General features: G+C 67.9%; 17 protein-coding genes, 4 tRNA genes and 2 pseudogenes. 9 read left to right on the top strand and 14 right to left on the bottom strand.

Features of this window, described 5'->3' with window-relative positions:
* Positions 1–190: 190 nt before the first annotated feature.
* From nusG to IT779_RS19045, 8 genes are all read right to left on the bottom strand, one after another.
* Positions 191–1,000 (bottom strand): transcription termination/antitermination protein NusG, encoded by an 810-nt coding sequence (nusG, locus tag IT779_RS19080; RefSeq protein ID WP_332838871.1) that lies wholly within the window; start codon positions 998–1,000, stop codon positions 191–193.
* A 114-nt stretch (positions 1,001–1,114) separates the two neighbouring features.
* Positions 1,115–1,519, bottom strand: coding sequence for a preprotein translocase subunit SecE (gene secE / locus IT779_RS38825; RefSeq protein ID WP_196150687.1), 405 nt, complete (start codon positions 1,517–1,519; stop codon positions 1,115–1,117).
* Positions 1,520–1,550: 31 nt separating this feature from the next.
* Positions 1,551–1,623, bottom strand: a tRNA-Trp gene (locus IT779_RS19070).
* A 252-nt stretch (positions 1,624–1,875) separates the two neighbouring features.
* On the bottom strand, positions 1,876–2,934 hold the full coding sequence (locus IT779_RS19065) for a fused (3R)-hydroxyacyl-ACP dehydratase subunits HadA/HadB (RefSeq protein WP_332838870.1): 1,059 nt from the start codon (positions 2,932–2,934) through the stop codon (positions 1,876–1,878).
* Positions 2,935–3,303: 369 nt separating this feature from the next.
* Positions 3,304–3,474, bottom strand: a complete 171-nt coding sequence (gene rpmG, locus IT779_RS19060; protein ID WP_011211653.1) for a 50S ribosomal protein L33 — start codon at positions 3,472–3,474, stop codon at positions 3,304–3,306.
* Between the two features lie 43 nt (positions 3,475–3,517).
* Positions 3,518–3,593: transfer RNA gene (locus IT779_RS19055), tRNA-Met, on the bottom strand.
* Positions 3,594–3,683: 90 nt separating this feature from the next.
* Positions 3,684–3,756 (bottom strand) — tRNA-Thr (locus IT779_RS19050).
* A 181-nt stretch (positions 3,757–3,937) separates the two neighbouring features.
* Complete coding sequence (locus IT779_RS19045) at positions 3,938–4,429, bottom strand: YajQ family cyclic di-GMP-binding protein (RefSeq protein WP_196150686.1); 492 nt, start codon at positions 4,427–4,429, stop codon at positions 3,938–3,940.
* 193 nt (positions 4,430–4,622) lie between these two features.
* Between IT779_RS19045 and IT779_RS19040 the strand changes: the two genes are divergently transcribed.
* Positions 4,623–4,705, top strand: a tRNA-Tyr gene (locus IT779_RS19040).
* A 107-nt stretch (positions 4,706–4,812) separates the two neighbouring features.
* Here the strand turns inward: IT779_RS19040 and htpX are convergent.
* Positions 4,813–5,688 carry a zinc metalloprotease HtpX gene (gene htpX, locus IT779_RS19035; RefSeq protein WP_196150685.1) on the bottom strand — a complete coding sequence of 292 codons (876 nt, stop codon included), beginning with the start codon at positions 5,686–5,688 and terminating at the stop codon, positions 4,813–4,815.
* Positions 5,689–5,792: 104 nt separating this feature from the next.
* The gene (locus IT779_RS19030; RefSeq protein WP_196150684.1) at positions 5,793–6,815 is read right to left on the bottom strand and encodes a polyprenyl synthetase family protein; all 1,023 of its coding nucleotides are present in this window, start codon (positions 6,813–6,815) and stop codon (positions 5,793–5,795) included.
* A gap of 184 nt (positions 6,816–6,999) precedes the next feature.
* Here IT779_RS19030 and IT779_RS19025 point away from each other — a divergent pair, with 184 nt between their 5' ends.
* A complete protein-coding gene (locus IT779_RS19025; RefSeq protein WP_196150683.1) occupies positions 7,000–8,265 on the top strand; it encodes a geranylgeranyl reductase family protein in 1,266 nt (421 codons plus the stop codon).
* A gap of 328 nt (positions 8,266–8,593) precedes the next feature.
* Here the strand turns inward: IT779_RS19025 and IT779_RS19020 are convergent, their stop codons facing one another.
* Complete coding sequence (locus IT779_RS19020; protein WP_196150682.1) at positions 8,594–9,100, bottom strand: DUF2505 domain-containing protein; 507 nt, start codon at positions 9,098–9,100, stop codon at positions 8,594–8,596.
* Between the two features lie 67 nt (positions 9,101–9,167).
* On the opposite strand from IT779_RS19020, the gene IT779_RS19015 reads away from it, so the two are divergent.
* The 5 genes and pseudogenes from IT779_RS19015 to IT779_RS18995 all read left to right on the top strand — a co-directional run bounded on the left by IT779_RS19015 (position 9,168) and on the right by IT779_RS18995 (position 16,466).
* Positions 9,168–9,620 carry a DUF3592 domain-containing protein gene (locus IT779_RS19015; protein ID WP_196150818.1) on the top strand — a complete coding sequence of 151 codons (453 nt, stop codon included), beginning with the start codon at positions 9,168–9,170 and terminating at the stop codon, positions 9,618–9,620.
* 35 nt (positions 9,621–9,655) lie between these two features.
* A pseudogene (locus IT779_RS39090) lies at positions 9,656–10,249 on the top strand (glycosyltransferase); the annotation flags it as partial.
* A 345-nt stretch (positions 10,250–10,594) separates the two neighbouring features.
* Positions 10,595–11,122, top strand: a pseudogene (locus IT779_RS39085) (glycosyltransferase); the annotation flags it as partial.
* A gap of 103 nt (positions 11,123–11,225) precedes the next feature.
* Positions 11,226–11,936: a demethylmenaquinone methyltransferase gene (locus tag IT779_RS19000; RefSeq protein WP_332838861.1), complete on the top strand. Its 711-nt coding sequence runs from the start codon at positions 11,226–11,228 to the stop codon at positions 11,934–11,936.
* A 237-nt stretch (positions 11,937–12,173) separates the two neighbouring features.
* Positions 12,174–16,466, top strand: coding sequence for a bifunctional nitrate reductase/sulfite reductase flavoprotein subunit alpha (locus IT779_RS18995; protein ID WP_196150680.1), 4,293 nt, complete (start codon positions 12,174–12,176; stop codon positions 16,464–16,466).
* A gap of 46 nt (positions 16,467–16,512) precedes the next feature.
* Here IT779_RS18995 and IT779_RS18990 read toward each other — a convergent pair whose 3' ends face one another.
* Entirely contained in the window at positions 16,513–17,091 is a 579-nt protein-coding gene (locus tag IT779_RS18990; protein WP_196150679.1) for a TIGR03086 family metal-binding protein, read from the bottom strand.
* Between the two features lie 248 nt (positions 17,092–17,339).
* On the opposite strand from IT779_RS18990, the gene IT779_RS18985 reads away from it, so the two are divergent.
* Positions 17,340–17,549, top strand: a complete 210-nt coding sequence (locus IT779_RS18985; protein ID WP_196150678.1) for a hypothetical protein — start codon at positions 17,340–17,342, stop codon at positions 17,547–17,549.
* 169 nt (positions 17,550–17,718) lie between these two features.
* Here the strand turns inward: IT779_RS18985 and menD are convergent, their stop codons facing one another.
* Both menD and IT779_RS18975 read right to left on the bottom strand, forming a co-directional pair.
* Entirely contained in the window at positions 17,719–19,353 is a 1,635-nt protein-coding gene (menD, locus tag IT779_RS18980; protein WP_196150677.1) for a 2-succinyl-5-enolpyruvyl-6-hydroxy-3-cyclohexene-1-carboxylic-acid synthase, read from the bottom strand.
* 396 nt (positions 19,354–19,749) lie between these two features.
* Positions 19,750–20,196, bottom strand: coding sequence for a DUF6918 family protein (locus tag IT779_RS18975; protein ID WP_196150676.1), 447 nt, complete (start codon positions 20,194–20,196; stop codon positions 19,750–19,752).
* Positions 20,197–20,489: 293 nt separating this feature from the next.
* On the opposite strand from IT779_RS18975, the gene IT779_RS18970 reads away from it, so the two are divergent.
* Positions 20,490–21,401, top strand: a complete 912-nt coding sequence (locus tag IT779_RS18970) for a 1,4-dihydroxy-2-naphthoyl-CoA synthase (protein ID WP_196150675.1) — start codon at positions 20,490–20,492, stop codon at positions 21,399–21,401.
* The last annotated feature ends 44 nt before the right edge of the window (positions 21,402–21,445 follow it).

Here is a 21,445-nt window from a genome sequence, read left to right as displayed (position 1 = left end):
GTTTCGGTTCCTTACGGTTGCCGTAAGCAGTGTGCAGTTCGATCCTGCTTGACATGCCGGCGCGATCCGGCGAACAGGTGAAGATGCACGGATGTTCAGCGGCGCGCAACTCGCACACGCGAACCCGTACACCTTACCGATACGGCGCCTCGGCATCGCACACGGGGCCGACCGAAGGGCCCCGCGCGGATCAGATCTTCGCGACCTGGGTGAAGGCCAACTCCACCGGCGTCTCGCGGCCGAAGATCGACACGAGCACCTTGAGCTTCTGCTGCTCGGCGTTGACCTCGGAGATGCTGGCGGGCAGCGTCGCGAACGGGCCGTCCATGACCGTGACCGACTCGCCGACCTCGAAGTCGACCTCGATGACCGGTTTCGGCGCGACGGCGTCGGCGGCGGCTCCCGCGGCGGCGGTGGTCTCGGCGGCGGCGGACTTCTTCTGCTGCTGCGCGGCCGGGACGAGGAACTTCACCACGTCATCGATGGACAGCGGCGACGGGCGCGAGGTGGCGCCGACGAAACCGGTGACGCCGGGGGTGTTGCGCACCGCGCCCCACGACTCGTCGTTGAGTTCCATCCGCACGAGGATGTAGCCGGGCAGCACCTTGCGGTTGACGTGCTTGCGCTGGCCGTTCTTGATCTCGGTGACCTCTTCGGTCGGCACCTCGACCTGGAAGATGTACTCCTCGAGATCGAGGTTCTGCACGCGGGTCTCGAGGTTGGCCTTCACCTTGTTCTCGTAACCGGCGTAGGAGTGGATGACATACCAGTCGCCGGGGGCGCGGCGCAGCGCGGCCTTCATCTCGGCGACCGGATCGGAGGGAGCGGCGTCGACCGGCGCGGGCTCGGGAACCACGGCTTCCTCGACAGCTTCTTCGTCGACAGAGGCTTCTTCGACAGCGGCTTCCTCGACAACGGCGGCTTCCTCGACGGCTTCCACGGCATCCGCCGCCTCGTCGGCCGGGAACTCGTCGTGTGTGTCGTTCTCCGGGGTGCTCACCGGTGCACTCGCTTCCTGTGTCGTCACGTACATCCTCTGCGTACCGGACCGGCGCTACGGATCAATCCGCCCGTCCGCCCGGACTCGACCGCCGTGCCCCGCTCCCGCGGGCGCTCAGCCGAACAGCCAGTCGACACCTTTGACGAACGCCAGATCCATCCCGCTGATGAACGCGACCATGAAGATCACGAACACCAGTACGACGCCCGTATAGGTGACCATCTGCTTCCGATTGGGCCAGATCACCTTGCGCAGTTCCGCGATGACCTCTCGCAGGAACTTCAGCAAACGCTTGAACGGGTTACCCGTTCCGTCCCGATGGGACTTGCCCGCGGATTTGTCCGCCTTCTTCGACGGGCGCTCGATCGTGGCGACCGAACCCTTGTCCAGGGAAGGTGAATCGACGCGAGAACGCCGTGCGGACCGCTTACCACTGGGCCGAGCCACCGCGGTGGTGTCGTCGCCCTCTTCGGCGGCATGCGCACCGTGGCGAGTGTCTCGCTCGCTACGCTCGCTCACGTCGATCCTCTCTCATCGCCGGCATTCTGGGCAGGGGCGACAGGACTTGAACCTGCAACCTGCGGTTTTGGAGACCGCTGCTCTGCCAATTGAGCTACGCCCCTTCGGTCGGACTCTCGAAACATCCAACCACCGTTACGATATTCAGTTGTACACGTGCTATTCAGTTGTACACGGTGTCACACAACACGCGCGCCGCCCCGGCGGTTGCCGGCTCCCATCGACGATCCGGAACGAAGATCCCCGGAACCGCCGGGAACCAGTCTCGCAGAGCAGCGCGCAGCGGCTGGTGACCCCAGGTTCCCGAGTCTACGTCACCGCCCGCGCGGATAGCTAATCCGGGCTCGCGGCCCAGCTCAGGACAGCCGGACGGTCGCGGTGGCGCGGCCGAAGATCTTCTTGCCCGCGGACTTCGCGACGATGGCGATCACCGCGGTGCGGGTCTCGGGATCCACCGACTTGACCTTGCCGGTGAACTCGACGTCGGCGGCCTCGTCGGAGCCGACGTAGACCGGGCTGGTGAAGCGCACGTTGTATTCGGTGACCGCGCCGGGATCGCCGAGCCACGAGGTGACGAATCCGCCGCCGAGGCCCATGGTGAGCATGCCGTGGGCGACCACGTCGTCGAGGCCGACGAGTTTGACCACGTCGTCGCTCCAGTGGATCGGGTTCGCGTCACCCGAGACGCCCGCGTAGTTGACCAGGTCGCCGCGGGTAAGCCGCACCACACGGGCGGGCAGTTCCTCGCCGACGGTCACCGAGTCGAAGGCGCGCGCGGACTCGCTCGGCGCGATCCCGGGGGCCGCGGCGGCGAGCTCCTCGGCGGGCTGGGTGCGCGGGCGGTGTTGCGGCGCGTCCTCACCGATGCCGTGCATGAGCACATTGCGAACCGCGTCGGTCAGATTGGGATCGATGTCACCGCCGCTGCGCCCGATGAGGGTGGTGTAGGTGGTGAGGACCAGATCGTCGTTCTGGTCGGTGACGATGTTCTTGGTGACGATGATGTCGCCGCCGAACGCCTGCCGGAACGAATGCAGGTACACATCGCAGGTCAACTGGTCGCCGACCCGGATGGGGCGGTGGAATTCCAGGATCTGGTCGGTCTGCATGATCTGGCTGAGGTCGTAGCCGGTGACGATCTGCTCGAACAGCTTGCGCTGGGCCAGAATGCCGACCAGGGAGATGAACGTCAGCGGCGCGACGAGGCCGTCGTGGCCGTAGGACTGCGCGACATCCTCGTCCCAGTGCACCGGGTGGTAGTCCTGCACGGCGCGGGCGTATTCGCGGACCTTCTCGCGGCCGACCTCGTAGTAGTCGTCGACGCGGTAGTGGTGACCGACCATGGCCGCCGCGTGTGCGGCGGGGTCGAACTGCTCCTCGTCCGCCTGGACCGCTTCTGCTGTACCGGTGTTGATTGTCACGGGAGGACTGTACCTATCTGACCCCGCTGCCCGGAGTCTGCCGAGCGTTCACGGATCGGCCTCGGCGAGGCTCGACGTCCCCGTGTCCGCGTGGTGCGGCTGTCTCTATACGATCGCGCGGCGCGCCGTTCGCCGTTATCGCCGCCGGAAAATCGTGTCGCCGCCGTCTGTGTCGCCGACCACGGTGTCGGTGCTTACAAGTGTGTCGTCGTTGACGTTATCGCCGCCGACGGTGTCGGTAGCAGAAACGCGTTCAGGGCCGGACATCCAGCCTGTCCGGCCCTTCGCGACTTCACGGTTCGAGATATCGGGTTCCGCACTCGATATCCGATAACGCGGCAGCAGACACGCGCTTGTTCGGATCTAGCGGGATTCGCGGTGCGCCCGGTGGGTGCCACAGTTCGGGCAGAACTTCTTCAGCTCCAGCCGATCCGGGTCGTTGCGCCGGTTCTTCTTGGTGATGTAGTTGCGATGCTTGCACTGCTCGCAGGCCAAGGTGATCTTTGGCCGGACATCGGTGGACTTCGCGGCCACGACATTCCTTCTTTCGGTCAACCAGAGGGTTCTGATCGGTCTTTGGTAGCGATGGCCGGACTTGAACCGGCGACACAACGATTATGAGTCGTTTGCTCTACCGACTGAGCTACACCGCCACGGGTCGCATTGCCACGATGACGCGCCCCGGCTTCCACGTCGTGGAAACATTCAGCGTTGCCGAGTCGGTCACCACCGGCAATCCGGCGAGCCCCCTAACGGAATCGAACCGTTGACCTTTTCCTTACCATGGAAACGCTCTGCCGACTGAGCTAAGGGGGCATGACTAGGTCCCGCACCGATATTGAACTGCATCGAACTGCTCGACTCCGGCGCGGCGAAGTCTTGAACGAGATTACACACCTTCATGTCGCACCTCCAAACCGGGTGGTCAGAGCGGTTTTTGCGGCCATCAGCCGATGGCCGCAGCCGCACCGGGCGCGCACCCCGTTCGCGACACGCGTCAGCGGTAGTTCACGAACTGCAGCGCGATGCCGAAATCCTCGCCCTTGAGCAGCGAGATGACCGCCTGCAGATCGTCGCGCTTCTTGCTGCTCACCCGCAACTCGTCGCCCTGGACCTGCGCCTTCACACCCTTGGGACCCTCGTCCCTGATCTTCTTCGAGATCTTCTTGGCGTGCTCGGTATCGATGCCCTGCACCAAGGTTCCGGTGATCTTGTAGGTCTTGCCCGAGGCCTGCGGCTCACCGGACTCGAGCGCCTTGAGCGAGATATCGCGCCGGATCAATTTCTCCTTGAACACCTCGAGCGCCGCCTTCACCCGCTCCTCGGCCTCCGCGGTGAGCACGATCTTGTCCTCGCCCGACCACTCGATGGTCGCGCCGGTGCCGCGGAAGTCGTAGCGGGTGTTCAATTCCTTCTCCGCCTGATGCAGGGCGTTGTCGACCTCCTGCCGGTCGACCTTGCTGACGACATCGAAAGACGAATCGGCCACACTTCGCTCCTGTTCCTGACGGTCCTGCACGGACTCACCATCGACCGGCACTCTCGGTCACCGTCAGTTCTACCGGTCGGGCACCGGCGCTGTCCCACCGCACGGCCGTTGGCCAGCCGGTTTGCATTACGGGGCGGGGTACGTTGTAAGCTGCTCTGCGCGCCGAGAAGTGCGAAAGCGCAAGCAGCGCGACGGCAGGTTGCCCGAGCGGCCAATGGGAGCAGACTGTAAATCTGTCGGTGAAAGCCTACGTAGGTTCGAATCCTACACCTGCCACACCCATAGACGAATGAGCGAGTCGTGTAACACACGGCTCGCTCATTCGTTTTCCGGACCATTCGGTTCAGATCGCCCGATATTCGCCCGGCAAGTATTTCCGGCGCTCAATGCGTATGCGGTCCGCCCGCCATCTCCTCGAGCCGCGCGATCCGCTCGGCCATCGGCGGATGTGTCGAAAACCACCGCGCGGCACGCTCACCCGCGCGGAACGGGTTGGCGATCATCAGATGCGACTGCGCGGTCAGCTGCGGTTCCGGCGGCAGCGGGGCCGCCTGCACACCGCGCTCCAATTTGCGCAGCGCCGACGCGAGGGCGAGCGGGTCACCGGTCAATTCGGCGCCGGAACGATCGGCCTGGTACTCCCGCGACCGCGACACCGCGAGTTTGACCAACGTCGCGGCGATCGGCCCGAGCAGCGAAACCAGGATCACCCCGAGAATATTCGGGCCGTCGCCGTTGCCGCGGCCGCCGAACATCGACGCGAAGAAAGCCAGATTCGCCAGACCGGAAATCACCGCGGCCATCGCACCCGCGACGGAGGAAATGAGGATGTCGCGGTTGTAGACGTGCGACAACTCGTGCCCGAGCACCGCGCGCAATTCCCGCTCGTCCAGTATCTGCAGGATTCCGCTGGTACAGCACACCGCCGCGTGGCGCGGATTGCGGCCGGTGGCGAAGGCGTTGGGGGCGTTGGTCGGGCTGATGTAGAGCCGGGGCATCGGCTGGCGCGCGGCGGTCGCGAGTTCACGCACGATCCGGTAGATGACCGGCGCCTCCAATTCGCTGACAGGTTGCGCGTGCATGGCCCGCAGGGCGAGTTTGTCGCTGTTGAAGTAGACGTAGGCGTTCATGCCGACCGCGAACAGGATCGCGACCACCAGAATCGTCGGACTGCGGAACATCGCGCCCGCGAAGACGATGAGCGCCGAGAGCCCGACCAGCAGACCGAAGGTCTTCAGTCCGTTCGCATGTGCGTGCATATCCGCCCTGACCTGCCTCTCCGCGTGGCATCGCCGACTACATCACACCAGGTCAACGACGGATACCGGGTAAAGGTTCCGGTGGCGGGCACGGCGGCGCGGCGCTAGCCGACGCGTTCGATCGTGTAGCTCACCAGACGCACGAGCGCGTCGTTGGCGGGGCCCGCGGGCAGCGCGGCGAGTTCGGTGTGCGCGATGTCGGCGTAGCCGCGCAGCTTCTCCTTCGCCTTGCCCATGCCCGGCGAGCGGGCCAGCAGCGCGAGCGCCTCCTCGACCTCGCCGTCGGTCTCCAGCGGGCGTGCCAGCAGTTCGCGCAGGCGGTCGCCGTCGGCGCCGTCCTCGCGCAGCGCGTAGAGCACCGGCAGGGTGTGCACGCCCTCGCGCAGGTCGGTGCCCGGCGTCTTGCCGGACTGCTCGGAGGCCGAGGAGATGTCGATGATGTCGTCGGAGATCTGGAAGGCGGTGCCGACCACGTCGCCGAGGCGGGCCAGCCGTTCGACGTGATCGGTGTCGGCGCCGGAGAAGGTGCCGCCGAAGCGGCCCGCCGCGGCGATGAGCGAACCCGTCTTCTCCCACACCACGCGCAGGTAGTGCTCGATCGGGTCCTGGGAATCGCGCGCGCCCATGGTTTCCCGCATCTGGCCCGTCACCAGTTCGGCGAAGGTCTCGGCGATGATGCGGACCGCGTCGGGGCCGAGGGTTGAGGTGAGGCGGGAGGCGTGCGCGAACAGGTAGTCGCCCGCGAGGATCGCTATGTTGTTGCCCCAGCGCGAATTAACGCTCGGCGCGCCGCGGCGCATGGTGGCCTCGTCCATCACGTCGTCGTGGTAGAGGGTGGCGAGGTGGACCAGTTCCACGACGGTGCCCGCCGTGATCAACGCCGGATCGGCGGGATTGGGGCCGAGCTGGCCGGTGAGGATCGTGAACAGCGGGCGGAAGCGCTTGCCACCGGCCTTCGCCAGGTGCAGCGCCGCTTCCTGGAGGAAGTCCTCGCCGTCGGACAGTTCGTCGATGAGGAGTTTCTCGACCTGTTCCAGGCCGTTGCGAACGGTCGAGGCGAGTTCGTAATCACCGAGGTCGACCCCGGCCACCACCGTGGTCTGCGCTGTCACAGCCGATGTGCTCATCTCTTCTCCCAGCGATGCGTCCGACCCCACGGTGAAGAACCTAGCGTGTGCGCTGCGCGCGGCCCATGAACACCGTCACTCTGCCCTGCACCCCCAACCTTTCCACACGGCCCCGACACCCGGGAGCGCGGTGCGGACCGACCGCCGTCGACGCCGCGCGCGCGGTCCTGCCAGTATGGGGGCCATGGGTGCACCGGATGTCACCGCCGCGAGCGGGCAAGCGCTGCCGGACCGTGCCGAAGTGCTCGTGGTCGGCGCGGGCCCCGCGGGTTCGGCGGCGGCCGCGTGGGCCGCGCGCGCGGGCCGCGACGTGCTGCTCGTGGACTCCGCGGTGTTTCCCAGGGACAAGACCTGCGGCGACGGGCTGACCCCGAGGGCCACCGCGGAACTCGAACACCTCGGGCTCGGCGAGTGGTTGCGCGGGCACACTGTCAATCACGGCCTCCGCATGACCGGCTTCGGGCGCGAGGCGCTGCTGAGCTGGCCAGCCGGTTCCTTCCCGGCTTACGGAAGCGCCGTCCCGCGAACCGAACTCGACGACAAGCTGCGCGAGACCGCGGCCGAGTCGGGCGCGCGACTGCTGGACGGCACGAAGGTGATCGATGTCACTCGTGACGGTGATCGCGTCGTGAGCGCGCGGGTCGAGACTGCCGAGGGCACCCACGACATCGTCTGCCGGACACTCGTGGTCGCCGACGGCGTGCGCTCCACCGTCGGCAAGAAACTCGGCCGCACCTGGCATCGACGCTACGCCTACGGCACCGCGGCGCGCGCCTACATCCGGTCCGGGCGCAGCGACGATCCGTGGATCACCTCACACCTGGAACTGCGCGACGCCGACGGTGCGCTCGTGCCCGGCTACGGCTGGGTGTTCCCGCTCGGCAACGGCGAGGTGAACATCGGCGTCGGCTCACTGGCCACCGAAGCCCGGCCCTCGCACATCGCATTGAAACCGCTTCTGCGCCACTATACTTCGCAGCGCCGCGCGGAATGGGAGTTCGAGGGCGAACTGCGCGCCGAAGCCTCGGCGCTGCTGCCGATGGGCGGCGCGGTCTCCGGGATCGCCGGGCGCAACTGGGTGCTGATCGGCGACGCGGCGGGCTGCGTGAACCCGCTCAACGGCGAAGGCATCGACTACGGGCTCGAAGGCGGCCACATGCTCGCCGACCTGCTCGACGAACCCGACCTGACCCGGATCTGGCCGGATTTGCTGCGCGCTCGCTACGGCCGCACCTTCTCGGTGGCGCGGCGCATCGCGGGCCTGGCGACCCACCCGCGCATGGTGCCGACCGGCGGCCCGCCCGTGATGCGGTCGAAGTACTTGCAGCGCACCGCCGTCCGGGTCATGGGCAATCTCGTGACCGACGAGGACCTCGACCTGACCGCCCGCGCCTGGCGGGTCGCCGGACGGGCCTCGCTGCGCCTGGACGAACGCCCGCCGTTCTCCTGAACCGGACCCCCGCCACACACACGAGCCCGATCCATGATCGCGTCCCGCGCGACTCGGCGCCGCGGACGGCAGGCCTACCTGCGCCCGAGGTAGGTCGAACGAGAAGGCGTGGGCTGGTCACACGCGAAATCACCGCGCGCGGCGGCACACCGAGGCGCGCCGCACGCGATCGAACGAGGAGCCGCCGCGCACGGGTCGCGACGACACGGCGGCTCAGTCGGTCACACGAGAACACAGCCGGGGTGGTCGGAAGAAGGCGGCTCACTTGTCGCACGTGAACCCGCCTTCTGCGATCGGCAAGGGCGCGTGGGGTTGCCGAGAAGGCGACTCACGCATCGGCCTGTGCGGCGACCCATTTCTCGAAGAACACGCGCTCGCTGCTCAGCACTTTGCGGTACAGCTGCTCGGCCAGGGGTTCGATGGCGCCGCCGACCAGCGGGACCTTGACCTGCACGGTGCCGACCACCGCGATCTCGCAGCCCTCGGCGGTCGGCCGCAGTTCGTAGGCGCCCGACATGTCGCCCGCGATTCCGGAGGTCGTGGCGTGGAAGACGCCCTTGGCGGTCGCCCCGTCGATGGCATGCCAGTCGTCGGTGCGCGACAGGATCAGGTCGGCCTTGAGCAGTTTGCGCACGATGCCGGGGACCTTGTCCTTGTCGGCCCGCTCGACCATGTGGATGCGAATGGTGTTCGCGCCTTCGGGATGCGAGAGTTCGAGAGTCGCGGTGAGCGCTTCCTCGAATCTGGCGTGCCAGACGTCGTCGCGAACCAGTGCCCGGTGAAGATCTTCGACCGGGACTGCGTAGGGCACGGTGAAGCTGAATTTTCGGGACATGGGCGCTCACGCTAGTCGAACGGCTCGGTAGCCTGTTGCGGTGTCGGAAACCACTCAGTCCGCGAGCATGCCGGTCGGCCTGCGGCGCGCCGCGATCAGCGTGTGCACCGTGGCGACGGTGGTGAGCGTGCTGATGGTGCTGCTGGTGCTCGCCGCGTGGCGCAACGACCACCTGATCGGTTCCGACAAGGGCGTGACCACCGCCGAGGTGCTGTCGGCGGGGCGGTTGCGCTCGGCCGTCATCTACGTCACGCCCGACGGCGAGACGCACAATCCCAAGGTCGGCGTGTTGTATCCGACCAACCTCACCGCGGGTGAGCGCATCAATGTCGAGTACAGCCGCGCCGATCCCGATCTGGTGCGGGTCGCCGGACGTGACGTGCGAGTGGCGCTGCTACCGGCGCTGTCGGTGATCGTGGTGGTGTGGCTGCTCGCGCTGCCGACGGTGTGGATCCTGTACCGCGTCGGCCGTCGCGCCAATCGTTCGCCGGACGTTTCCTCTGGCGTCACGTCTGCGTGACGGGTCGGCGCGGCGCGCGAGGCAGGCTGGTAAGCGTGCGCGTAGCCATCGTCGCGGAGTCGTTCCTGCCGAATATGAACGGTGTCGTCAACTCCGTCCTGCAGGTGCTGGATCATCTGGACCGGCACGGCCACGAGGCGCTCGTGATCGCGCCGGACACCCCGCGCGGGCAGCCACCCGCCCCGCGCGGACACGGGCGGTTCGCCGTGCACCGGGTGCCCGCGGTGATGGTGCCGAGGATCAGTTCGCTTCCGGTCGGCCTGCCGCAGCCAGGCATCACCGCCGCGATCGGCGCGTTCGACGCCGACGTGGTGCACCTGGCCTCGCCGTTCCTGCTCGGCGCGGGCGGACTCGGCGCGGCCGTTCGGCTCGATCTGCCGACGGTCGCGGTCTACCAGACCGACGTGGCGGGTTTCGCCAAGAGCTACGGACTCGGTCTCGCCGAGCGCGCCGCCTGGCGCTGGACCCGCCGCATCCACGAGGGCGCCACGCGCACCCTCGCGCCGTCCAGCGCCGCCGCCGAGGATCTGGCCGCGCACGGCATCCCTCGCATCCACCGCTGGGGCCGCGGCGTCGACATCGCCCGGTTCACCCCGTCGGCCCGCCGCGACGACCTGCGCGCGCGATGGCTGAGCGGTGTGCATGAGCAGAGCGGTACGCACAGGCAGAGCAGCAAGAACGAGCAGCGCGGCACGGTCGAGCAGCGCGGCACGGTCGAGCAGCGCGGCACGGTCGAGCAGCGGGGCAGACACGTACAGCGCGGCACGGTCGAGCACGACGGCACACACGAGCACGACGGCACGCACCAGTACGACGGCACGCACCAGTACGACGGCACGCACCAGTACGACGGCACGCACCAGTACGACGGCACGCACCAGTACGACGGCACGCACCAGTACGACGGCACGCACCAGTACGACGGCACGCACGAGCAGGGCGGCACGCACGAGCAGGGCCGCGCGGACAAGTTGATCGTCGGTTTCGTTGGCAGGCTCGCGCCGGAGAAGCATGTCGACCGGTTGGCGGTGCTCGCCAACGACCCGAACGTCCAGTTGGTGATCGTCGGCGACGGACCCGACCGCGCCCAGCTCCGGCGGATGATGCCGAACGCGGTGTTCACCGGCGAACTCGGCGGCGCGGAGCTGGCACAGGCCTACGCGAGTCTCGATGTGATGGTGCACGCGGGCGAGCACGAGACGTTCTGCCAGGGCGTGCAGGAGGCGCTGTCCTCCGGTGTGCCGGTGATCGGCCCGGACGCGGGCGGTCCGCGCGACCTCATCGCACACTGCCGCAACGGCTACCTGCTTCCGGTGCCGCGTTTCGAGGAACTGCTGCCGAGCGCGGTCGGCGCGTTGCGGGACGAGCGGGTGCGCGCGCGGTTCGCGAGCGCGGCCCGCAAATCGGTGCTGCACCGCACCTGGCCCGCCATCTGCACCGAACTGATGGGCCACTACTGTGACGTGACCGGAATGCGGCTCCGGCTGCCGAATTCGGCTTGAAACCGCTGTTCGGGCGGGTATCGGAGGCTGGGAACCCGCTGTCCGAGCCGGCATGTCCCGGCGCGATGGCCCGCCGGAGCCCCGGCGCATTAGGGTCGACCTCGTGGCGAAAACAGAGCAACGGGAATCGGTTCGGGCCTCGCTCGACAAGCAGCCGAGCGAGGTCGCGTCGATGTTCGACGGGGTCGCGAAGCGATACGACATCACCAACACCGTGATCTCCGCCGGCCAGGACAGGTACTGGCGGTGGGCGGTGCGCAAGGCGGTGGCGCCCCGACCGGGTGAACGCATCCTCGATCTCGCCGCGGGCACCGGAATCTCGACGCTCGACCTGGCCGGGTCGGGGGCCTGGTGTCTGGCCGCCGACTTCTCCAAAGGCATGCTCGCCGCGGGCCGGTTCCGGGCGGTGCCGATGGTCGCGGCCGACGCGACCGCATTACCGTTCGCCGACAACTCCTTCGACGCGGTGACCATCTCCTACGGCCTACGCAACATCTCCGAGAGCCACGCGGCGCTGCGCGAGATGCTGCGGGTCACCAAACCGGGCGGTCGGCTCGTGGTGTGTGAATTCTCCACACCCGTGATCCCGGTCTTCAAGACCATCTACATGGAGTATCTGATGAAGGCGCTGCCGCGGGTGGCGCGCGCGGTGAGCAGCAATCCGGACGCCTACGTCTACCTGGCCGAGTCGATCCGCGCCTGGCCCAATCAGCGGCAGTTGGCGATGCGGATCGCCGACACCGGCTGGTCGTCGGTGAAATGGCGCAATCTGACCGGCGGGATCGTCGCGCTGCACCGGGCCTACAAACTGTGAGCATCCGGGCGTGACACCGCTCACGCGCCGGTCCACTGCGAGCGCGGTTGCGGTTCACGATGCGCGACACAGTGCGGTGACATCCACATATCCGCAGCTCATAGCAGTAAAACGCGCGACGGAACGCGGGTATCGGCCGACATCTCACCGCGTCGTGCGCGAGGCGTGAGGTTAATTGTCATCTGGCCCTAACGCACGGTAAATGCGACGCAACGGCCGGTCGCCATCATCGGAGGCATGTCGGATGCGAGTACGAGACGCGCCACGGGCACCGCGCGCACGCAGTGCTCGTACTGCGGCGTCGGCTGCGGCATCACCGTCGAGACCGGACTCGACGGCGCGGGTGCGACGACGATCACCAAGGTCAGCGGCGACAAGGCGCACCCGTCCAACGCGGGCAGGCTCTGCACCAAGGGCGCGACCCATCTCGAACTCATGCGGACGCCGGGCCGGATGCGGACCGCGTCGCGCCGCCCGGAACGCGGCGCGACACCCGAACCCGTCGCGGTGGACGCCGCGGTCGCCGAGGCCGCGGCCAGGCTGAAGGCGATCCTCGACGAACACGGACCCGACGCCATCGCGATCTACGTGTCCGGGCAGATGTCGCTGGAAGCGCAGTACCTGGCGACCAAACTGGCCAAGGGATACCTGCGGACCGTCCACATCGAAGCGAATTCGCGGCTGTGCATGGCCAGCGCGGGCACCGGCTACAAACAATCGCTCGGCGCCGACGGCCCGCCCGGTTCCTACGAGGATTTCGAACACGCCGACCTGTTCTTCGTGATCGGCGCGAATATGGCCGACTGCCACCCGATCCTCTACCTGCGCATGGCCGATCGGCTCAAAGCGGGCGCGAAACTCATCGTGGTCGATCCACGGCGCACCGACACCGCCGCGCGCGCCGACCTGTTCCTGCAACTGAAACCGGGCACCGACCTGGCATTGCTCAACGGCATCCTGCACCTGCTCGTCGAGAACGGCGACATCGACACCGAATTCATCGCCGAACACACCGAGGGCTGGGAGGCGATGCCGGAATTCCTCGCCGACTATCCGCCCGCGCGGGTCGCCGAACTCACCGGACTCGCCGAAGCCGATATCCGCACCGCGGCCGCCTGGATCGGCGCGGCCGGGGAATGGATGTCGCTGTGGACGATGGGACTCAACCAGTCCACCCACGGCACCTGGAACACCAACGCGCTGTGCAATCTGCACCTGGCCACCGGCGCGATCTGCCGCCCCGGCAGCGGGCCGCTGTCGCTCACCGGCCAGCCCAACGCCATGGGCGGGCGCGAGATGGGCTACATGGGGCCAGGGCTGCCCGGTCAGCGCAGCCTGCTCGCCGCGGGCGACCGTGCCTTCGTGGAGACGGCGTGGGAACTGGAGCCGGGCACGCTGCGCACCGAAGCCGGTCCCGGCACCATCGAGATGTTCCGCTCGATGTCCGAGGGCGACATCAAAGCCGCCTGGATCATCTGCTCCAACCCGGTGGCCTCGGTCGCCAACCGCAAGACCGTGATCGCCGGACTCGAAGCCGCCGACCTCGTCATCGCCCAGGACACCTACGTCGAAACCGCCACCAACGCCTACGCCGACCTGCTGCTGCCCGCCACCCTGTGGGCCGAATCCGACGCGGTGATGGTCAATTCCGATCGCACGGTCACGCTGTTGCGGCGCTCGGTCGACCCGGTCGGCGACGCGCGCCCCGACTGGCTGCTCATCGCCCAGGTCGCCACCGCCATGGGCTTCCCCGGCTTCGACTTCGCGTCGAGCGCGGAGGTGTTCGCCGAGATCCAGCGCTTCGCGAATCCGGCCACCGGCTACGACCTGCGCGGCATGAGCTACGCGGCGCTGCGCGAAGGCCCGATGCAGTGGCCGTGCGCCGAGCCGGGCGACCGCCGCAACCCGATCCGCTACCGCAACGACGGCGTCAGCCAGCATCTGCACGAACACGAGGACGGACACCGGCCGCGCCTGGCATTCGCGACGCCGAGCAGGCGGGCCGTGTTCTGGCCGCGTCCGCATATGACGCCGCGGGAAATGCCCGACGACGACTACCCCTTCACCCTCAATACCGGTCGCCTCCAGCATCAATGGCACACCATGACCAAGACCGGCAAGATCGGCAAACTCAACAAACTGAACGGCGCGCCCTTCATCGAAATTCATCCCGAGGACGCCGAAAGGCTCGGGGTGCGCGCCGAGGATCAGCTCGAGATCGCGTCGCGGCGCGGTCGGGCCGTGCTGCCGGTGCTGATCAGCGACCGGGTCCGGCCCGGTGATTGTTTCGCCCCGTTCCACTGGAACGACGAACAGGGCGAATACCTGACGATCAATGCGGTCACCAATGACGCCGTCGACCCCGATTCGCTGCAACCGGAATTCAAGGCGTGCGCGGTCTCGCTGCGGCGGGTGGCGCCCGTGCCGAGCCCGGCGCAGCCGGTGTCGAATCCGGTGGAGCAACGGCATCCGCTGGCCGTGATGCTCGGACTCGACACCGCGACCGCGCCGACCCTCAGCGATGTCGAACAGATCTACCTCGGCGGCTATCTCGCCGCCCTGCAATCACTTCCGGTGGTCGGACAACCGGTGCTGCCGGAAACCGCGCCGCTGTCCGCGCGCAGCCGGACCTGGATCGACGGACTGCTCGCGGGCATGTACTCGCGGGCGAACGCGGCCGAAGCGGCCGGGACACCCGAGCCCGCCAGGTCGCCGGTAACAGTGCTGTGGGCCTCGCAAACCGGCACCGCGGAGGAATTCGCCGCCGAGGTCGCCGAACGGCTCGCCGACGCCGGATACGCGCCGCGCCTGATCGATATGGACTCCTGCGGACTCGACTCCCTCACCGGCGACGTGCTGCTCATCAGCAGCACCTTCGGGGACGGCGGGCCGCCCGACAACGGCGCCGACTTCTGGGATCGGCTCGACGCGGGCGTCGGACGGTTCCCGACGCTGCGCTACGCGGTGTTCGCGTTCGGCGATTCCTCCTACGACGACTTCTGCGGGCACGGGCGGAAACTGGACCGGGTGCTGGCCGAGCGTGGGGCGACCCGGTTGTTGCCACGGGTCGACAGCGAACCGGATTTTCGTGAGGCCGCCGACAGCTGGCTGGATCGCGTGGTGAGCACGCTCGGCGGGAGTGAGCTCATCGATGCGGGGGTCGGGGCGTCGGATCGGAGCGGTGCGGCGCGGGACGGCGGCGGTGGCAACGGCGGCGGGCTCGCAGTCAGCGGACCGGCGGGCGGCATCAGAGGCGGCGGCGCCACGGGCGGCGGCGGTAGTGGAGTCACGGGCGGCGGAATCGGAAACGGCGGTAGGGATGGCGGCGGTGCGAGCGGTGGCACCACGACGCTCACCCGTCCGGCGCCCGCGCGTACGTCGCGGGCGAGTGCGCCGTTCACCCGCAACACTCCCCTGTCCTCCGCGCTGGTCCGCAACGAACCGCTCTCCAGCGGCGGTTCCGCCAAGGAGGTCCGCCGATTCGGATTCGACCTGCGCGATCTCGACGCGCGCTACGAAGTCGGCGACTCGCTCGGGATCTGGCCCGCCAATTGCCCGTCGCTGGTCGGCGAATGGCTGGCCGCGACCGGGCTCGACGCGCACCGCGGCGTCGAAATCGATGACCGTGAAGTCCCGCTCGCCGAAGCGTTGCGCACGCACTACGACATCACCAAGGTCGGACCGGACCTGCTCGCGTTCGTCGCCGAACGCAATCCGAGCCAGCAACTGGCGAAACTGTTGCGTCGCGACAACCGCAACGAACTCGACAACTATCTGTGGGACCGCCAAGCCGTGGACGTGCTGCGCGATTTCCCGGTGCGCGCCGATCTGGTGGAATGGCTCGGGGTGCTGAAAAAACTGCAACCGCGCCAATACTCGATTTCGTCGAGTCCACTGGTGAGCCCGCACGAGGTCCAATTGACCGTCGGCGTGGTGCGTTTCGGTGATCCGGCCGCGACCGGTTCGGCGGCGCGCCGCGGCGGCGTGTGCTCGACCTTCCTCGCCGACCGGGTCGCCGACGGCGCGCCGCGGGTGCCCATATTCCTGCAACGCGCGCCGCATTTCCGCCCGCCGCTCGACCCGAACGCCCCGATGATCATGGTCGGCCCCGGCACCGGCATCGCCCCGTTCCGCGGTTTCCTGCACGAACGCCGCGCACTCGGCGCCCGCGGCCGCAACTGGCTGTTCTTCGGCGATCAACACGCCGCCGAGAACTTCTATTACCGAAGCGAATTGGAAGACATGTTCCGCTCCGGCTTCCTCACCCGCCTCGACCTGGCCTTCTCCCGCGACCAACGCGAACGCGTCTACGTACAACACCGCATGATCGAACACGGCGCCGAACTCTGGTCATGGCTGCGCGACGGCGCCCACTTCTATGTCTGCGGCGACGCCGCCCGCATGGCCAAGGACGTGGACGACACCCTCCTGCGCATCGCCCAGATCCACGGAAAACTCGACGAACCCGCCGCCCTCGCCTTCAAGAAACAGCTGATAGCCGAGAAACGCTACGTCCGCGACGTCTACTGACCTCAGGCGAGCAGATGCCGATCGCCTGCGAGCAGTCCGTAAGGGGTCAGGCGGGCCAGGTGGCGTTGCGGCCGGTGAGGGCCAGGACTCGGGCGAGTAGTGGGGCGTCCGGGGTGAGTTGGAGTACGGGGCCGAACATTCCGGGGGTGCCTTCGGTTGGGGTGTCCTTCAGCATGTCGAGCAGGAGGGTGAGGTCGGTTTCGGTGGCGGTGAAGGTGCTGCCGGTGGCGCGGGCCAGATCCCAGCCGTGGACGACGACCTCGTCGAGAGCGATCACCGCCATGGCGGCGGCGGGCAGCGCTACGCCGCCCGCCTCGGTGTCGCCGTCCGACGCGCCGGGCTCGCGCCATGCCTCGACCAGGGCCTTCAGGCGGGTCGGGATCACGGTGCGCCAGTCGGCGGGCAGCTCGATGTCGGCGGCCGAGCCGGGCGGGGCGGAACGGCCGACGGCTTCCTTGGTCGCGGCCTGGCGGAATGCCTCGGTGAGCATCACGACGTGGGCCAGCAGGTCACGCACGGTGGTGTCGGCGCAGGGCGTCGGCGCGGTGAGTTGGTCGTCGGTGATCGCGGCGACCACCGCGGCGAGTGCGGTGGCGGCGGGTTCGAGGTCGAAATTCGCAGTCATGAGTTCTCCGGTCGGACGACGTGGCTTCACCTGTGTGGACGGCGCGGGAGTCGCGAACTCATCGGCGCGGGACCTCGAACTCGTCGCAGGATGCTGTCGCGACACACCGCGACCCCACGGCACGCCGTCGTGACCGTCTGTTGCGGCCGACGGGTTGCCCTACTCGGCAGGCGGGGCGCATCCTCGTACTGATGTTCGTCCGTGATTCGGGTACGCGGTAACGAGAACCCAGTGGACAGGAGGGCACGATGATCGATCGCAGCACATTCCGCACCACCGACGAGGTTTCCGAAGCGGACCTGGCCGAACAGGCTGCCCCCGCCTACCCGGACGACCCGGCCGAGGTCGACCTCGCCGACGCCGTCGCCCGCGACATCTGGTCGGCCGATCCGGCGGATGTGGTCGAGCAGTCGATTCCGGCGCCGCTGGATGACGAGGATTTCGCGCCAGGCGCCTGATCTGCGGCCTGGATATCTGCGGCCTTGATCACGCCACGAACCGTCTGCCTCGTAGATCCGAGACGACTCGGCGCCCCGGCGACGGCGAGCGCGCTGCGGCTCCTGGACCGCCCGATCTGTCGCGGGAAATCGATGGTGGCGATGCGACGCCCGAGGCTGTCGGCAAGCGTCAGGGGGCTATCTTGGCCCGCACGGCGGCGTGTAGTTCGCGCAAGCTCGAACGTTCCGTGATCACCTCGAGCACTCGGACACCGTGGGCGGGGCCGACGAGTTCCATGGCCAGTTCCTCCGGGTCGACCTGCCGGTGCGGGATGCGGTAGGCGGCGCAGAGTGCGGCCAGGTCCATGCCGTGCGGGGTGCCGAAGACGCGTTCGAAGACGCCCGCGTACTGCGGGTCGCCCTGTTCGAGCAGTTCGAAGATGCCGCCGCCGTCGTCGTTGGCGACCACGATCGTGAGGTCCTCCGGGCGGGGTTCGCCGCGGCCGATCAGCAGGCCGGACGCGTCGTGCAGGAAGGTCAGGTCGCCCATCAGGGCCACGGTGCGGCCCTCGTGCGCCAACGCCGCGCCGACGGCCGCCGACACGGTGCCGTCGATACCGGCGACACCTCGGTTGGACAGCACCCGCACCCCGGGACGCGGATCCGAGACCAGTGCGGCGTCCCGCACCGGATTGGACGCGCCGAGCAGCAGTTGATCGCCCGCGCGCAAAGCGTCCATGACGACGGCCGCCACATGCAGGCCCGTCGGCTTCGGATGTCCGGCGAGTTCGGCGCGCACCGCCTGATCGGCGGTCGCATCCAGTTCGCGGCAGCGCGCCAGCCACTCCGCGCGCGGCGCGCCCGAGATGACCGCCCTGGTACCGGTGCCGACGACATTGCCGGACACATCGGGCCAGCGCGGGCCAGTGGTCAACGCGAACACCGTGACATCGGGATCGGCCAGAACCCGCGAAACCTGCCGGTGCAGGGTGGGGCGACCGGTGATGATGGCCTGCTTCGGGCGCAGCAATGGCAGCGCGAGAGGGTGCAGGGCAGGGCCGTGCATGGGGGCGGTCGGCTCCGCTACCGTCGGCAGCTGCGCCAACTCGGGCCGCAGACCGGCGCCGTGGCCGGAAATGACCACCGTGTCGGGGGTGAGGTCGATCTCCAACGGGACGTCGAGGGTGGCGTATTCGGTGGCGGTCCACGCGCGGCCGTCCGTGCGGCCCTCGGGCGCCGACTCACCCGGTGCCAGGTCCGGCACCAGGGGTTCACGCAGCGGAATGTCGAAATGTACCGGGCCCGCGTTCCCCGATCGTGTGCCGCGCGCGGCGGCCAGTACTCGGCAGACCGCCGAGCGCCACACGCTGTTCTGCTTGTCGTAGGCGGAATCGGCCGGGTCGGCCTCCGCGAGGCCCAAACTGATGGTCGCGCGGACCTGGCTGCCGAACAAGCCGAGCTGTTCCACGGTCTGGTTCGCGCCGGTGCCAAGCATGTCGTAAGGGCGATTCGCGCTCAGCACGATCAGCGGGACTCGTGCGTAGTTCGCTTCCAGAACTGCCGGTCCGAGGTTCGCTACCGCGGTCCCCGAGGTCATTACCACCGGCACCGGGCGCTGTGCCGCCACCGCCAGACCCACGGCGAGGAATCCGGCGCTGCGTTCATCGATGCGCATGTGCAGTCGCAGGCGACCCGCCGCGTCGGCGGACTGTAGGGCGAATGCCAGCGGGGCGTTGCGGGAACCGGGACACAGAACGACGTCCCGCACGCCTCCGCGCACGAATTCGTCGACAACTACCTGTGCCTGCGCCGTTGACGGGTTCACGACCCCAGCCTCCCAGACGGGAGTGAGAACGTCTTCGTCACCCTGATCACAGGGGCGTTGACGGGTTGGCTGCGACGGCGACGGTGTTCGTCTATCCGGGTGCTGACGCGGTTTGCCTACCCAATGGTTTGCCCCGCCACACGTCGAACCCGATCCCACCAACCCGATTCGATGTACGGCCTCCCACCCGAACTCCTCACCCCCCTCGGCATCCCCCAAGTGCCTCCTTCCAAGCCCCACCCAGCCCCGCCGGGAGCGAGCCCGACGAGCGACCGGTTCGCGGCCGTCTCGCGTCCCAGCGGTCGATACGATGCGACGAAGGAGCAAGTATCGACCGCTGGGACGCGAGACATCAAGGGCCGCGAACCCGCGGCGCCGAAGGCGACGCCGATAAACTCAGCCCGCGTGGCGCTGGACCAGGTCGCCGAGGCGAGGCAGGGCCTCGATGACGTTCTTCTTCGCGGAGGAGCGCATCGAGGAGTAGACCTTTTGCAGGGCCGGGCGGCTCGAGGCTTCCGCGCGGGCGTCGGTGACCGACAGCAACGCCTCGGCGACCACGTCGGACTTGGAGACGAGCAGGTCGGCGAAGCTGCCCGAACCGGCGGCGGAGTACTCCTGCCAGAACGGGTCGAGCTGGTCGACGAACTTGGGGGCCAGCGATTCCAGCGCGTCGGGGACGATGGACGGGCTGATCTTCTTGACTGCGGCGTATCCACCCTTCACAGCCAGGCCGGACGCACCACCCTTGTCTGACACCTCGGCGTCCAGAACTTCTTTGGCGTCGGCAAGGAATGCCGGCTTCTTGGCCTCGTCGAGCAGGGATTCAGACAGTGCAGCAACCACTTTCAGGTTCCTCCGGATTGGTGTCGATGAACGAGCGCACGTCACTATACGCATCGACGCGAGGAGTTTGTAGACGCAAACCCGGCAACGGGTCCGCTTCACCTTCGCACGTGTGAGCTTGCCGCGCGCGCTGGATCTATTCTGCGTTGTCTTCGGCGCTGTGGGTTCGGGGGGCTCGGTTGCTTGTCCGGCTCGGTTTCGGCGGGGTGCGGGCGCGGTCGGGGAGGGTGCTCGGCGGGGTTGCCGAGGGTGGGGTCGAGGTGGGTGTGGGTGGGGTGGCGATAATCGGTGGTGTGACTATCGATTCGACGCAGTCTTTCGATCCGGCGCTTTGGCGAGCCGTTCCCGGGTTCGAGAATCTGACCGACATCACCTATCACCGGCATATCGAGCAGGGGACGGTGCGGGTCGCGTTCGATCGGCCAGAGGTTCGCAATGCTTTTCGGCCGCATACCGTCGACGAGCTTTATCGGGCGCTCGATCACGCTCGGATGAGCGCGGATGTCGGGGCGGTGTTGCTCACCGGGAACGGTCCGAGCACCAAAGATGGGGGGTGGGCGTTCTGTTCCGGTGGGGATCAACGAATTCGGGGGCGTAGCGGGTATCAGTACGCGGCGGGGGACACCGCCGACACCGTTGATCAGGCGCGGGCGGGGCGGTTGCACATTCTCGAGGTGCAGCGGCTTATTCGGTTCATGCCGAAAGTCGTCATCGCGCTGGTGAACGGGTGGGCGGCGGGGGGTGGGCACAGTTTGCACGTGGTGTGCGATCTGACGTTGGCCAGTCGGGAGCATGCGCGGTTCAAGCAGACCGACGCCGACGTGGGCAGTTTCGACGGCGGGTACGGCAGCGCGTACCTGGCGAAGATGGTGGGGCAGAAGTTCGCTCGGGAGATCTTCTTCCTCGGTCGCGCCTACACCGCGGAGGAGATGCATCACATGGGTGCGGTGAACGCGGTGGTCGACCATGCCGAACTCGAGACGGTCGCGCTGGAGTGGACCGCGGACATCAACGGCAAGTCGCCGCAGGCGCAGCGGATGCTCAAGTACGCGTTCAACCTGCTCGACGACGGGCTGGTCGGGCAGCAGTTGTTCGCGGGCGAGGCGACCCGGATGGCCTACATGACCGACGAGGCCGTCGAGGGGCGCGACGCGTTCCTGGAGAAGCGCGAACCGGACTGGTCGCCGTATCCGTGGCACTTCTGAATCCGCGCGAACGATATCGTGCGGGACGCGGGGATGCTCGACGC

The sequence above is a fragment of the Nocardia bovistercoris genome, assembly GCF_015674855.1.
GTDB classification, from domain to species: Bacteria; Actinomycetota; Actinomycetes; order Mycobacteriales; family Mycobacteriaceae; genus Nocardia; species Nocardia bovistercoris.
This window is presented reverse-complemented; position numbering and strand designations above follow the sequence as displayed.